This window comes from Flavobacterium calami, from assembly GCF_038290035.1.
In the GTDB taxonomy this organism is placed as follows: Bacteria; Bacteroidota; Bacteroidia; order Flavobacteriales; family Flavobacteriaceae; genus Flavobacterium; species Flavobacterium calami.
In genome coordinates this window covers 174,194-187,325 of the sequence record NZ_JBBYHS010000011.1, presented here as the reverse complement: position 1 = coordinate 187,325, position 13,132 = coordinate 174,194, and the positions used below count along the sequence as shown (strand labels likewise).

The 13,132-nt window shown below is 32.5% G+C and carries 14 protein-coding genes and 1 other RNA gene; 8 read left to right on the top strand and 7 right to left on the bottom strand.

The annotated features are described in order from the left end of the window. Positions 1 to 3: 3 nt before the first annotated feature. Complete coding sequence (locus AAEO57_RS12070) at positions 4 to 654, bottom strand: outer membrane beta-barrel protein (protein WP_341692902.1); 651 nt, start codon at positions 652 to 654, stop codon at positions 4 to 6. Between the two features lie 663 nt (positions 655 to 1,317). Here AAEO57_RS12070 and AAEO57_RS12065 point away from each other — a divergent pair. After that, on the top strand, positions 1,318 to 1,488 hold the full coding sequence (locus tag AAEO57_RS12065) for a hypothetical protein (RefSeq protein WP_341692900.1): 171 nt from the start codon (positions 1,318 to 1,320) through the stop codon (positions 1,486 to 1,488). A 236-nt stretch (positions 1,489 to 1,724) separates the two neighbouring features. Here the strand turns inward: AAEO57_RS12065 and AAEO57_RS12060 are convergent, their stop codons facing one another. The 3 genes from AAEO57_RS12060 to AAEO57_RS12050 form a co-directional block, all read right to left on the bottom strand. Continuing rightward, positions 1,725 to 2,048 carry a thioredoxin domain-containing protein gene (locus AAEO57_RS12060; RefSeq protein WP_341692898.1) on the bottom strand — a complete coding sequence of 108 codons (324 nt, stop codon included), beginning with the start codon at positions 2,046 to 2,048 and terminating at the stop codon, positions 1,725 to 1,727. A gap of 160 nt (positions 2,049 to 2,208) precedes the next feature. Then, on the bottom strand, positions 2,209 to 2,841 hold the full coding sequence (locus AAEO57_RS12055; RefSeq protein ID WP_341692896.1) for a response regulator: 633 nt from the start codon (positions 2,839 to 2,841) through the stop codon (positions 2,209 to 2,211). Beyond that, positions 2,838 to 4,490 carry a sensor histidine kinase gene (locus tag AAEO57_RS12050; RefSeq protein ID WP_341692894.1) on the bottom strand — a complete coding sequence of 551 codons (1,653 nt, stop codon included), beginning with the start codon at positions 4,488 to 4,490 and terminating at the stop codon, positions 2,838 to 2,840. Before AAEO57_RS12050 ends, AAEO57_RS12055 begins: the two co-directional genes overlap by 4 nt. Positions 4,491 to 4,741: 251 nt before the next feature. Between AAEO57_RS12050 and AAEO57_RS12045 the strand changes: the two genes are divergently transcribed. Beyond that, complete coding sequence (locus AAEO57_RS12045) at positions 4,742 to 5,200, top strand: RNA methyltransferase (RefSeq protein WP_341692892.1); 459 nt, start codon at positions 4,742 to 4,744, stop codon at positions 5,198 to 5,200. Between the two features lie 75 nt (positions 5,201 to 5,275). Here AAEO57_RS12045 and AAEO57_RS12040 read toward each other — a convergent pair whose 3' ends face one another. Next, positions 5,276 to 5,914: an HAD family hydrolase gene (locus AAEO57_RS12040; RefSeq protein WP_341692890.1), complete on the bottom strand. Its 639-nt coding sequence runs from the start codon at positions 5,912 to 5,914 to the stop codon at positions 5,276 to 5,278. A gap of 144 nt (positions 5,915 to 6,058) precedes the next feature. Here AAEO57_RS12040 and AAEO57_RS12035 point away from each other — a divergent pair, with 144 nt between their 5' ends. The 6 genes from AAEO57_RS12035 to AAEO57_RS12010 all read left to right on the top strand — a co-directional run bounded on the left by AAEO57_RS12035 (position 6,059) and on the right by AAEO57_RS12010 (position 11,013). Continuing rightward, positions 6,059 to 6,847, top strand: a complete 789-nt coding sequence (locus AAEO57_RS12035; RefSeq protein WP_341692888.1) for an SDR family NAD(P)-dependent oxidoreductase — start codon at positions 6,059 to 6,061, stop codon at positions 6,845 to 6,847. A gap of 229 nt (positions 6,848 to 7,076) precedes the next feature. Then, a complete protein-coding gene (locus AAEO57_RS12030) occupies positions 7,077 to 7,883 on the top strand; it encodes a phytanoyl-CoA dioxygenase family protein (RefSeq protein WP_341692886.1) in 807 nt (268 codons plus the stop codon). Between the two features lie 154 nt (positions 7,884 to 8,037). After that, the gene (locus AAEO57_RS12025; protein ID WP_341692884.1) at positions 8,038 to 8,730 is read left to right on the top strand and encodes a CDP-alcohol phosphatidyltransferase family protein; all 693 of its coding nucleotides are present in this window, start codon (positions 8,038 to 8,040) and stop codon (positions 8,728 to 8,730) included. A gap of 106 nt (positions 8,731 to 8,836) precedes the next feature. Further along, a complete protein-coding gene (locus tag AAEO57_RS12020) occupies positions 8,837 to 9,268 on the top strand; it encodes a GtrA family protein (protein WP_341692882.1) in 432 nt (143 codons plus the stop codon). Positions 9,269 to 9,330: 62 nt separating this feature from the next. Beyond that, a complete protein-coding gene (locus tag AAEO57_RS12015; protein ID WP_341692881.1) occupies positions 9,331 to 9,933 on the top strand; it encodes a DUF4833 domain-containing protein in 603 nt (200 codons plus the stop codon). Positions 9,934 to 10,161: 228 nt separating this feature from the next. After that, entirely contained in the window at positions 10,162 to 11,013 is an 852-nt protein-coding gene (locus AAEO57_RS12010; RefSeq protein WP_341692879.1) for a hypothetical protein, read from the top strand. A 190-nt stretch (positions 11,014 to 11,203) separates the two neighbouring features. On the opposite strand, the gene ssrA is transcribed toward AAEO57_RS12010, so the two are convergent. Beyond that, positions 11,204 to 11,600, bottom strand: a transfer-messenger RNA (tmRNA) gene (ssrA, locus tag AAEO57_RS12005). 138 nt (positions 11,601 to 11,738) lie between these two features. Then, the gene (locus AAEO57_RS12000; RefSeq protein WP_341692933.1) at positions 11,739 to 12,941 is read right to left on the bottom strand and encodes a serine hydrolase domain-containing protein; all 1,203 of its coding nucleotides are present in this window, start codon (positions 12,939 to 12,941) and stop codon (positions 11,739 to 11,741) included. Positions 12,942 to 13,132: the final 191 nt, after the last annotated feature.

Sequence of the window (13,132 nt, the reverse complement as noted above, 5' to 3'; positions counted from 1 at the left end):
ATGTTATTTGCTAAAATCATAACTCAATGAAGCCCCTAACCCAAACTGGAATGTTGATGCATAATCAGTAACAGCCACAGGTCCCCAATAGTAGTCCCAATAATAATCATATCCAACAGCTGCCGACATAGACTGCAAATAAGCATGAAGATTAATTGATAATGGTGAACTGGTTTTTACTTTTACACCCGCTTTAATTTCCCAGGCAAAATAAGTTCCGTTACCACTCCTTGGTGTTTCAAGAATCGAAATCCCCGCTCCTGCTCCTAGAAACGGCAATGCTTTCGAAGAACTTGACCCGAAATAATAAGTATAATCTACCAATATATAGTTAATAGCACCTTTATCATCTCCGGCATTAAGCTGAGTTCCAGGAGGAACACCATCAATAGGTGTAAGAGTATTTGTGTATAAAGGCATATGCGTATCAAGTCTGTTGTATTTCAACTCAATGGATTGGTTTTCGATGAAGAAATATTCCAAACCTACACCATACTCAAAACCATCTTCTACACGTGCGTATGAAGATTCAAAATCTACTTCGTCCGAAAAGGTATAACCTCCATATACATTAAGCAAAAACGATCGTGCACTTTGGGCTGACATTGCCATCGAAAAGAAAAAAACAGCGAATAATAAAAGGTACTTTTTCATGATTTGTGATTTTTAATGATTACAATAATTTCAATTTTTTAGAATACTTTTTTCGTTACATATTTTATTTCAATTATAAAATTAACATAATTTTTAGAGTGCCTGACCGCCATGAACAATTGTTTGTCAGTGTTTTACATTATTTTTTATAATGTACTGTACTTAAATCTTATCAAATTCAGTTTTTTTTATTTCATCAATATTATTCGACAACAGTACTGCTAAAAAAAAATCAAAACAATAAAACACTGTAAATAAGGCAGTTAAAAACCAAAAAAAGAACTATTTAAAAGTTTAAAAAACAAATTAATTCTAAGATTTTTTTTAAACACTGCAAGAGAAATTGTATGTAGATTTTTACGAAAAAAAACATGTTTCATTTTATAACTTGCAACATGTTTTTTAGTTTTTTTATCGTTTTTAGGTTCTTATTCCATCTTTTTTTTAACAAGATATATTGTAAACATACCCAAACTGACGAAAAAATATAACAGAAACTAATTATAAACAAAGAAGTTAGCTAATATTTAAAATTTGATTTTAAAAAAACATACTATTCCAGTTAGTAGATTTTAGTATTATTAAAAAAAAAACTTTACAGAAATTGCTCGTTATGAAACCAGTTTGTGACATTTGTACACTAATCAATTAAATCTGAAGATTATGGGACAAGATAAAAAAACGGTAAAAAAAGCAAATATCATTTCGATGTCAAAAGCAACCAAACAAAAAATAGCAGAAGTTGCCGAAGAAATAAATGGTAAAAACTTGTTTACAGACAAAATAGAACTGGCCAAAAAAACTTTACAGAATTTAAAATCATTACCTATTTAAATTTCAACTTAACATATAAACAGAAAGCGATCTCTAAGGATCGCTTTTTTTATGTTCTAATTGTTACCTTAATAGAATTGTGTTCATACTATACAGATACCATTAGGATAGAAAAAAAACAGAAGCTGTCCAAAAAAATACTTTATCGAACAGCTTCTTTAGTTTTATAATCTCAGCTGAATCAGATTTTAGACCTTGGCAAACATCCGGAATATCTAATTCAGTTTAGTGAGACATTACCAGTTTTTACTCCACGGACCATAGTTTTTGTATGCTGGTCCGGTTAGCTTTTGTCTTTCTGAACCACCTATTTTCACTTGAACCAGGTCTTGTTTTGTAGTTTCTTTCACTGGTTGAGCATTTTTAAATGCTGGTCCTTGCAGTGCTGTTTTATTTTCTTCTGAATATATTTTAAGCGGAGTAGTTTCGTGCATCCAAACTTTATAATTTTTAAAAGCAGGACCTTTTAAATCACTCTGTTTCACATTCGTAGGTTCTTCTTGTGCAAATCCGCTAAAAGAAATTAATAAAACTCCTAAAATCAATACTATATTTTTCATGACTATTACTTTTTATTGTTTTTTCAAATTTACAATCAGTAATAGGCTTTTGGAATTATGGGAATCTACCCTATTTGCATCCGTATTTATACGGATATTGATTTTTTAATTTCGTTAAATTAAACCATTTAATACGATTCTTTTTTAATACCCAAACCGGTCAAATTAAATTCATTTTTGCAGCTTTTTTAATGAGTTCAGCGGTATTTTTTACTTCTAACTTTTTTAAAATATTGGCCCGATGGGTTTCTATGGTACGTGAACTTACAAATAGTTTTTCAGCAATTTCTTTAGTAGTTAATCCTTTAGAGATCAACCCTAAAACTTCGGTTTCTTTATTAGACAAAACATTTTCACTGATACTTTGTACTGACATAAAGTTGATCATCTTTTCAGAAATTTCAGCACTAAAATATTTTTTCCCATTATAAACACTTCTTATGGCAAGGATTAATTCAGCTTCATCTGTATTTTTTAACAGATATCCGAAAGCGCCCATTTTAGCGCACTTTGCAATATAATTACCATCATTGTGCATAGAAATCACAATAGGTTTTATATCTGAATTTAAGGTTTTTAATTCTTTTAAAACCTGAAAACCATCCATATTGGGCATCGTAATGTCAAGCAGTACAATATCGGCATCAAACTGGCTGTTTACGAGCTCTATAAACTCAACACCATCCCCAACACTTTTAACGATTTTTATATCATCATGCTTTCTTAGCAGCTCAGCAAGTCCGTTTCGAAAAAGCTCATGATCATCGGCTATTATTAGTTTTATTTCTTTCATAATTCTATGGGTAATTCGATTTCAAAGGTGGTGTTTCCGGGAGTCGCATTGATTGTAATAGTACCATTGCAAATTTCTACACGTTCTTTGATATTAATAATTCCTAAACCTAATTTAACAGTGTTTAAATCAAACCCAATTCCATCATCAAAATAAAAAAGAGAAACAAATTCATCAAATTCCGAAAGTGTAATCCGGATATTTTTGGCATTAGCGTGTTTTAATGAATTATTAATGAGTTCCTGAGTTATTCTAAAAAGATTAATCGCCTGATGGTTGGTAATATTAGAAATTTCCTGAGTTAAATCTTCATATTCAATAGTAACAGTTGTCGATTTTTTCAGGCTTTCAATAAAGTTGGTCAAGGTAACACCAATTCCAAAATCATCTATTGAAGCAGGCATTAAGGCATTTGACATCAATCTTATTTCAGAAATGGTATCATCCAGTATTTTTTTCATCTCTGCTTTCTTCAATTCATTTTTAATTTTATACTCAATGTAATGTTTCAAAGAGGTTAAATAAGGCCCTACACCATCATGGAGCTCGCGGGAAAGTCGGCGTCTTTCATTTTCCATTCCGTTTACCAGCATCCGTTTGGATAATAATCTGGTATTTTCTTCATTATTTCTAAACTCTATCAGTTTGTCTCTCATCGCCAAAAGGCTTTTCCCTAGGAGATCATTAGAACTTTTAGGTTTAAAATCGGTATGGAGATTCATTTTACCAATATCATCGGAGAATTTTACGGCTCCCTGCAAAGAAGCTTTCAAATTCGCCAGAGCATCAAACATTTCCTTTATTTCCTTAGAATTTTTTATAAATTCATTGGTTTGATTATAGTCTCCTTGTGCCATAATCCGGAGACTTTTTTGCATATTCTTAATGGGATTGGTAATAATTCGGGTCAGAAAAAGAGAAAGCATGACTCCTATTAAAAAAATACCAAGAGTTATCCCTAAAAGTCTTTGTTTCAATTCTTTTAAGGGGAGTGTAACCTCATCCACATCTATTTCAGAGAGGATGACCATTTTTAAGTTTCCAACTACAATAAGACTGTACACACTATATACCTCAATACCTCTGTAATCCTTAAAAACACCTCTGTCACTTATTCCTTTAAAAGCATTGATTACCCCTTTTGTCTTAACCAATATACTGTAAGGAGTTTTATTGGGATAAAAGCGGGATTGAGAGCGCATTCTGAAATCATTACCCACGAGATAGGATTCGCCGCTGTCCCCCATTCCGGTACGCTCAAGGAGTATTTGTTTGATTTTGTTGTAATCTAAAACTTTAATCATTCTACCCCTATTGGAATTGGATATAAAACCTATGGTTGTTTTTTTGGCCACATGGTAGGCTGTAAAATCGTAAATTCCATTCCTGTTTTTAATACTATCCGGAAGTTTTAATACAGCAGTATCAATGTTTTGACTGTAGAATTCTGCAGACTCAAATCGTTCCCATTCTGATTTTAATAAATGTTCAATCTGATTTTGTTTGAGTGTTTTAATAGAATTTAACTGCAGTAAAATACGATCGTTTAAAACGTTTGAGAACTGCTTGTAGGATGAAAAAGATAATAAAGCAATTACCAATGCAATTAAACTGTTAATTATAATGAGTATTAATGTTTTGATGTTCATTAAAATCTATTTAAAAGACAATTAAGTCGAAAGTTCAAAAGTCGTAAAGTCAAAAGAAGCAAGGTTGTGAAGAATTGTTTTGTTTCATTTTGAAAATACAACATTATACGATGTTTGTTACTTATATTCGGTTTTGTATCTGTAAATATACTTCGTTTAGTGTTTTAAAAGAAACTTTGAAGCAATAGTTCTATAGTAAATCTCTAAATCTAATTTTGATTTATCTGCTTTACAGTTGTACTTTTGCTTTTATGAATGACAACTTTGTAAATGAATACTTTGGTATAGGCATCCACAATGGTAAAACGCCTGAAAATTTAGGTGTTTTGTGGCGATCGGCTCAGAATTTAGGCGCTACTTTTATATTTACTATAGGCAACCGATATGCCAAACAAGCCTGTGACACCCATAATGCAGTTAAGGCAATTCCGTATTTTCACTATGATACTTTTGAAGCTTTTTTTGAAAACCTGCCAAAAGGAGCACGATTGGTTGGTGTTGAATTAAATGAAAAGGCTTCCGATTTAGAAACCTTTGCACATCCAAGACGTTGTGTATATCTATTAGGAGCTGAAGATCATGGTTTACCTAAAAAAGCAATGGAAAAATGCCACCATTTAGTTAAATTCAAATCCGAAAAAAGCTTAAATGTAGCTGTGGCAGGTACAATTGTTATGTATGACCGGAATCTGGCTAAGCCGAGATCTTAAGATATAGCCTTTGATATTGGTGCAAATTGTTCTTAATCTGTACTCGTTTTGCAAACTGGCACTGCACATCAAAAATTAAAGCTTAAGAATAACACTCAATTCTTCAAAACTTGAAAACACATTAGCTCCTTCCTGTTTCAAATCGTTTGCATTGTGTTCATTTGCATAACCATACACCTTAAAACCGCCTTTTACACCTGCCATAACACCGGCAATACTGTCTTCGATAACGATACATTCGCTTACCTCGAAACCCATTTCGCTGGCAGCAAATAAAAATATATCCGGATCTGGTTTCCACTTTTGAATGGTATAGGAACTGAATATCTTATTTTCAAATTTGTCCAGTAAACCGGCAACTCCAAGATTTAGTCTGATTTTTTCAACCGGTCCGCTGGAAGCTACACAATACGGAATTTTTAATTTGCTAATAAATTCCTCAACACCTTCAACAGGTTTGGCTTCATTTTTAAACGCTTCAAAACTATTTATGCGGTATTGATCTTCAAAATCTGCAGGGAGTTTTTGCCCGATGGCATTTTCAATATGAAGAAAACATGATTTTAAATTACGACCGTTAAAAATTCGATAAGCCTCTTCTAGTTCCATTTTAAAACCATATTCCGCAGCCATATTAATTAAGATTTGATTGCCAATTTTTTCTGTGTCCACCAAAACACCATCACAATCAAAAATTACACATTTTACACTCATAATTTATCTTTTACTTTTTTAATCTCTACTGATATCAATTACAAAAATATTCTTTTTTGGAGGTTTAATAAAATCTAAAACGCTTACATTTTACGTCGTCATTTTTATGAATTAATCTTTATATTTGATGATTAAATGAATAAAATGAGCGAAAAAACTAAACCGTATGCCTTAATTACCGGTGCCAGCAAAGGCATTGGGAAATCGATTGCTTATGAATTGGCGAAACAGGACTACCCGCTATTGCTTGTTGCAAGAAGTGCGGAGGAATTAAAAGCACTATCTGATGATCTTCAGGTTAAATACGGAATTAATGCTCCTTTTTTATCCATTGATCTTTCGATAAATGGTGCATCGCTAAAAGTAACCGATTGGATAAAAATGAATAACTATCCGGTTGGCATTTTAGTTAACAATGCCGGTTATGGTGTGTGGGGCGATTTTAGCAAGTCTTCTATAAACGATCAGCTTGGCATGATGCAGCTTAACATGAATGTGGTTGTAGAACTTTCACATTTATTAATACCCATACTTTCACAACAAAAACAAGCTTACATTTTAAATATATGTAGTACTGCTGCCTATCAGGCCGTGCCTACACTGGCTGTTTATTCGGCCACAAAGGCTTTTATTTTATCCTTTACCCGTGCCCTGCGTTTCGAACTGGCACAAACTTCCATTTCGGTAACCTGTTTCAGTCCGGGTCCGGTTGCTACCGGTTTTGCTTCAAGAGCTGGTTTAGATGCTCTTGGCAAAATGGCTGAAAAGTTCAATAGGCAGCCTGACGAAGTTGCAAAAATGGCTGTAAAATCGATGTTCAGCAAAAAATCAGAAGTTATTCCTGGTTTTACCAATATCATTTCGGTGTATGCCAATCGCATACTACCAAAGGCTTTCATCGAAAAAACAGCAGCCGGAATTTATAAAATTTAATTTTTTTTAAAAAAAATCAAAAAAAATCTTTTGCAAATGAAAAATTATACTACATTTGCAATGTCTACTAATTCGATAGAACATGTATAATAAAAGAAATATGTTTAATTTTCCTAAAAGCGGAATGCACGCCAAGATGCGAATGCGTTGCTGTTGTTGTTGCTGTAGCTGCTGCTAACTTTTAGATAAAATTTCACACTCATTATTTCATTTAATAAATACATATATCATGGCATCTTCTTATAAAACATTTACACTTGCTAATCAATTAACTGCCGAACAAATCAACTTCTTTAACGAACATGGCTTCATCCATTTCAAAAAATTTATAAATCCGGAAACGGTTTCATCCATCATTGACGCCTCAAAACAAGTAGAGCAAAAATGGATTGACAGTAACCTTGAAAAAGTAAACGGTGTTCCAATAAAATATGGAAAAGATTTAGACGGCTCTCCCATTGTACAGCGTTTTGCTTTTATCAATCAGCATCATCAGGCCTTAAGCGGTCTTTTACTTGATCCAAGATTTAATGGTTTATTGCCATTGGCAGGCGATGGCGCAAGATTAGGCACTGAAGAAAAAGACGGAATGGTTTTCAATCATTATATCAATGGACCGGAAAGCAAGTTTACTAAAATGGGCTGGCACACAGATGGTTTGAGAGATATTTTTTATGGTGGAAAATTAAACCCGATGCTCAATGTGGGTATTCACTTAAGCACTTTAAAACCAGAAAATGGCGGACTTAAAATCATTCCGGGCACTCACAAGCAAAGTGTTTATCAAATGCTTTTCCGTAAAAAATACTTTTTAGACCACAAAGCCGATCCTGAAGAAGTTTCCATCATTCCTGAAGCCGGAGATTTAACCATTCACGATGGACGTTTGTGGCACAGAGTAGCACAGTCCTCTGTTCGTGGAGAAGAAAGCAGAAGAAGAGTTATTTATATCCCTATTATAGCAGGAAAATATGCTCCTAAAAATGAGAACAGTCCAACTGTTTTCTATCAACGTTTTGCAGGTATTGTTAAATAATCATGCTTTTTATTATCGCATTTAGTTATCTGGTTAGATCAGGTAAGCTAAAAAGTACCACAGATTTTTTTAAAAATACGCAAAGAAGAATCAAATTTAAAATTGCAAAACTGGAACTGGCTATACTATCCGGCTTACAAATATTGCGCTATTAATGGAAAAAGAAACACAGATTGAGGATCATAGTGCAATTGCACAAAGAACATTTTCAGACCGTAAGCGAACTAATATTTTAAAAAGAGCAGAACAGTTAACGATTGTATTTTTGCTTCCAAAAGTACCTAAATTCATTTCGCCAAACTTGCTCACCTTAATTGGTACGCTTGGTTCAGTTTTGATTTTTTTAGCTTTTGTTTTAGGTGTTTATGTAACAAATTGGTTTTTGCTTTTAGGAATTATCGGTTTGGCTATAAACTGGTTAGGCGATTCTCTGGATGGAAGACTGGCTTATTACAGAAATATTCCGCGTCGTTGGTATGGTTTTGCACTCGATATTATTGCCGATTGGATTGGTATTGTACTTATAGGCTTTGGCTATTACATTTATGCTGAAAACGGCACACAAATAATAGCCTTTGCTTTTGTCGCATTGTATGGCTGGTCAATCATCATCAGCCAGTTACGGTACAAAATTACAAATGAATACAGTATAGATTCCGGCTTTGTTGGTCCAACAGAACTTCGGTTTATTATTGCTTTTATTTTAATTCTAGAAGTTTTATTTCCTGGGTCAATTACCTATTTGGCTGGCTTAATCACAATTGTGTTATTTATAATCAATTCCATAGATAGTGTAAAACTTTTAAAATTGGGAGATTTAAAAGATAAAAACCACAATTGTTTATAATGTCGTATTTTGAAATTAAAATAGCTTAAATAACAAATTGATTTCAAGATCTTATCTACAATCTTGGGACTTTTGACTTTAAAACTTTTAAACTTTCGACTTACTTATGTTCCGTAAAAATTCCTTTTTGACTTTTCTACAGGCACAAGTTGCGGCATTTTTAGGCGGCATTACCGATTATGGCCTAATGATTTTATTTACAGAAGTATTCAAACTGCATTTTACCTTTTCTATTCTAATCTCCGGAACCGTTGGTGCCATTATCAATTTCAGCATTAACAGATTTTGGGTATTTAAAAATCAATCCGGTTACAGCAGTCCCATCAATAGTCAGCTTTTTAAATTTGCGTTGGTGGTATTGGGAAGCATTTCCTTAAAATCATTGGGTACGCTTATGTTCCAAAAAGTATTTCAAATCGATTACAGAATTGGAAGATTAATCACAGATTTGTTTGTTTCTTATGGATTTAATTATCCACTAATTAAAAATTGGGTTTTTAAGGTAAACGAAAAACAAAATATAATCGAATCAAATTAGCCTTTTTATTCCGTTTCTCTTCACAAAAACATTCTAACTATCGTTTTTAATAATTACACCCAATGGGTTGTATAAACATTTCGTTTATAAATAAATTATCACTTAAACATGTTACAAAATCACTAATCGTTATAACGATCTTAGTAACTATAATTTCCGGAAATCTATGCGCACAATCTAAAAATCCATCGCCATTACATTTTCCAACACCTAAGAATATAGACAATATGCTATTTTATGTTCAACGAGATCCGAATATAAACACTGCTATTTATACCATAAACTATCATGAAAATGGAAAAATAGACAAAAGCAACCCTATAAAAGCGTATTGGATTCGATATGCTGAGAAAGGAGAAAAAAAAGATTTCACCTATATACAACGCAAATTTGCATACGGAATAGAAAGCAAAGCCTTAAACAACGAGGACTTTGAACTTCAATTTGTATCGTATAAAAAGCTACCCTTAACCTTGAAAAAAACAGATTCAGATCAAAAATATCATGTGTTTGTAAATGTAAATCAGAAAAAAATACAGGTAGAAAAAATATTTGTACGCATTGAAGGAGGTTCTTTTTGGTTACCAAATGTAAAGTATGCCGAAGTTACCGGAATTGATATTTCTTCTAATAAAATAATTACTGAGAGAATGTTGTTGAAATGAGAATATAGTTGGATGCGCTAAAGGTTGCTCAATCGATCAGATATTCGCAATGATAGCATGTAAATTCTTTCCTTTTTTTCCTATATTAATAAAATTGTATTTTCTTTTTTTAAATGGTTAAGATATACTTTGTGGGCACGGATTAAAAATCCTCGCGATCGGGGTATTTTTTTGAGTAATTCCTTTTTTGAATTTATTATATTTGGTAAATAACTTTTAATCTAAAATATGATAGATTTTTTTCTCAAAAATATTAATCCACAATTTATAATAATTATTGGTGCATTTTTAACTATGGCGGGTGGTTATTTGGCATCAATAAAATCTGATAGAGAGTCTGAGGAAAATGGACAAAAAGTTGATTTAATTAAAAACTTAACTGAAGAGATTAATAAATTATCAGTTATAAATAAAGATTTAGGAGAGTTAAATATTGACTATTCTAAGAAAACAGCTAGTGAATTAGAAGAAAATAAAACTAGGATAGAATTAATTGGCTTGCTTTCGAAAGAAATGAAAAGACTATCGGAAATTAATAATCTTTTTGCCAGACAAAATATTGAGTATTCAAAAAATAATGAATTTTTTGTAAAACAGTTACAAGAAAAAGCAGATGAACTTAGTAGGCAAGTAACTGGTGGTGATAGTTATCCTTATTTTGACGTAGCTTTTAATAGAGGCGATAATAAGATCGTGTTAAATGTCTATAATAGTGGTGATATAAAATTAGAGAATGTAAATATGGAAATACGGGACAATATAAAAAGGAATTACCTCCTTTCTCTTGAAAAGGTGAATTTAGAGGAGATTAATAGTGAGAAATATTCAAAGTTTTTCGAAGTTTTATATCCTAATAATTCTACAAACGAATTTGATTTTAATCTTGACGAAAAATTTGAAAATATTGAATTAGGTATTGACTTTAAATTTGGTAACAGACATATTGTTCAATATGTTTTTGTTTCTAATTATAAAAATTTAAATACTCGATATGGTGAAGTAAAAATTGTTGAAAATAATAAAGTGATTTTACATTATACTTTTAATAAAGATTTTGTAAGGAACTATTTAGTGGAATAAGACAAAAAATCCCGATAGCGCGGATTTGCAATCCGTGCCCGTAAAGAAGAGCAAACTAATATGATAATAAATCGAATAAGTCAGCACAAAGTAAAATACTTCAAATTTAAATTGAATTTATAATCGAAGATAGAAATCTAGGATACTTAATTTTATAAAAAAAGGGATGATCAAAAAATCATCCCTTTTTTAGTGGAGTCGCCGGGAATCGAACCCGGGTCCAAACAAGCAACTAAAGAGCTTTCTACACGCTTATTTCCTGATTAGATTTTCGATGTTAAGCAAGGCCAGAAACAGCCACTCAACACTTATCTTCTTAATTTTCAAAATCCACCCGAAGCTCATGGAAATCTAGGTTTATTTTTACGGTTCCCCTAAACAGAACGCCACAAACCAAGGCTTTCAAGGAGAATCCAGCTTCCCTACCTTGTAGGGACGTGGCTAATCGTACTATAATTCAGATTATGCAGCTAAAGCGTAGTTATTTTCGCCGTGTAAAAGTGTGAGATCTTATATTTACGAGCAAGGTCTCAATGCTCGACGTGCTTACTTTTCAATTCGACTTGCTGTCAAAACCAGTCGACCCCAAAAATGAGTTTGCAAATTTATACTATTTGAAATTACTTTCTATTAAAAATTTCAGAAAAATTAGAAATTCGAAAGTCAAGAACAAAGTCAATATTGCCAATAACTTTAAGACTTTTGACTTTCGACTTTATGACTATTTATTCTTCGTCTTTAAACTGAAAAGGGTAATCTCCAAAAACCGGAGCCAGTTTGCGAACCGCATACGTGTTTCTAGTCATTTTATTGGATAGGGCGATTATAGTTACACCTTCATTCATTAAAGTAATATAAGAAGAAGTGTTTCCGTGCCACCAGCCGTTATGAAAGTAAAAATTCTGACCGGTTTCCCAATTGATCATTCTGATTCCCAGACCATAATTTTTGGTTCCCTTGCGTTCATTGCTCTGTCCGGTGTACACCTCTTTTAATAAAGCCGGTTTTAAAAAGTCGGGTGCATTTCTGGCTCTGTCAAATTTTAAAAGATCACGTACTGTCGAGAAAACATTTTTATCACCATACACATTATCCAGATAATCGAAACCAATTTCAACTCCATTACCTTTATAAGAAGGAACAATGTTTTTTCTCTCCTTATCATCATCAAAAACATACGTATGTGTCATTCCAAGAGGCTTGAAAATCATTTGATACATTGCTTCTTTGTACGTTAGACCTGTTATTTTTTCAATGATAAGTGCCAGCATGGCATAGTTGGTATTGCAGTAAGCAAAGCGAGTGCCTACTCTTGACTCCAAACCTACGTTTTTAGTCGCAAGAATATCCAAAATATCTTTGTTGGTCAGCTGGTTGTGTCTGTCCCAAACCGATTTATCCCTGTCTGTGAAATATGCGTAATTTCGCATTCCGCTGCGATGACATAACAGCATTCGAACGGTACATTCTTCGTATGGAAAGGTTTTTAAAATGGTATTTACTTTTTGATCCAGGCCAATTTTACCTAAATTAATTAGTTTTAAAACAGCTGTAGCGGTGAGTACTTTACTTACAGAGGCAATTTGTACAGGGGTGTCGGCCGTAATTTTGGTGTCCTTATTTTTATTGGCAAAACCGTTATATTTTTCAAAAATAATCTGACCGTTTTTTGCGACCAGAAAACTTCCGTTCATACTGTTATTTGGCCAGTTTTTATTGTAAAAGTGATTTATTCTCCCTTTTACAGAGTTAATATAGGATGCAGATATTTTTTTTTCAGGCCCCATCGGAACCATTTTACCTAATGTATCTTTTTCTTTTACAGCTTCTTCCTGACCGCCGTTTTTATCTTTTCCACACGAACTTAAAACTAAAATTGAAAAAAGTATTTGTGGTATATTTGTTTTTTTAAGGAAACTCATTTTCATCATTCTTTAAAAACAAATATATAGAATTCAATATTTATGTCTAAAGATTTTACCCGAAGAAAATCCTTAAACTTAACACATAATTAACATCTTTTTTCGCTACCTTATTGTCCATCAGACTTTAAGGATTCATAACGATTAAAAACAAGAAAAACGCAACAAAAATTTAACTATATTTGTTATATTTAAAA

Excerpts from the sequence above, each read along its gene's own strand:
- AAEO57_RS12000 (WP_341692933.1), bottom strand. The coding sequence starts at position 12,941 with ATGAAAATGAGTTTCCTTAAAAAAACAAATATACCACAAATACTTTTT.
- AAEO57_RS12035 (WP_341692888.1), top strand. The coding sequence starts at position 6,059 with ATGAGCGAAAAAACTAAACCGTATGCCTTAATTACCGGTGCCAGCAAA.
- AAEO57_RS12020 (WP_341692882.1), top strand. The coding sequence starts at position 8,837 with ATGTTCCGTAAAAATTCCTTTTTGACTTTTCTACAGGCACAAGTTGCG.
- AAEO57_RS12045 (WP_341692892.1), top strand. The coding sequence starts at position 4,742 with ATGAATGACAACTTTGTAAATGAATACTTTGGTATAGGCATCCACAAT.
- AAEO57_RS12070 (WP_341692902.1), bottom strand. The coding sequence starts at position 654 with ATGAAAAAGTACCTTTTATTATTCGCTGTTTTTTTCTTTTCGATGGCA.
- AAEO57_RS12060 (WP_341692898.1), bottom strand. The coding sequence starts at position 2,048 with ATGAAAAATATAGTATTGATTTTAGGAGTTTTATTAATTTCTTTTAGC.
- AAEO57_RS12050 (WP_341692894.1), bottom strand. The coding sequence starts at position 4,490 with ATGAACATCAAAACATTAATACTCATTATAATTAACAGTTTAATTGCA.
- AAEO57_RS12040 (WP_341692890.1), bottom strand. The coding sequence starts at position 5,914 with ATGAGTGTAAAATGTGTAATTTTTGATTGTGATGGTGTTTTGGTGGAC.
- AAEO57_RS12025 (WP_341692884.1), top strand. The coding sequence starts at position 8,038 with ATGGAAAAAGAAACACAGATTGAGGATCATAGTGCAATTGCACAAAGA.
- AAEO57_RS12055 (WP_341692896.1), bottom strand. The coding sequence starts at position 2,841 with ATGAAAGAAATAAAACTAATAATAGCCGATGATCATGAGCTTTTTCGA.
- AAEO57_RS12015 (WP_341692881.1), top strand. The coding sequence starts at position 9,331 with ATGGGTTGTATAAACATTTCGTTTATAAATAAATTATCACTTAAACAT.
- AAEO57_RS12030 (WP_341692886.1), top strand. The coding sequence starts at position 7,077 with ATGGCATCTTCTTATAAAACATTTACACTTGCTAATCAATTAACTGCC.
- AAEO57_RS12065 (WP_341692900.1), top strand. The coding sequence starts at position 1,318 with ATGGGACAAGATAAAAAAACGGTAAAAAAAGCAAATATCATTTCGATG.
- AAEO57_RS12010 (WP_341692879.1), top strand. The coding sequence starts at position 10,162 with ATGATAGATTTTTTTCTCAAAAATATTAATCCACAATTTATAATAATT.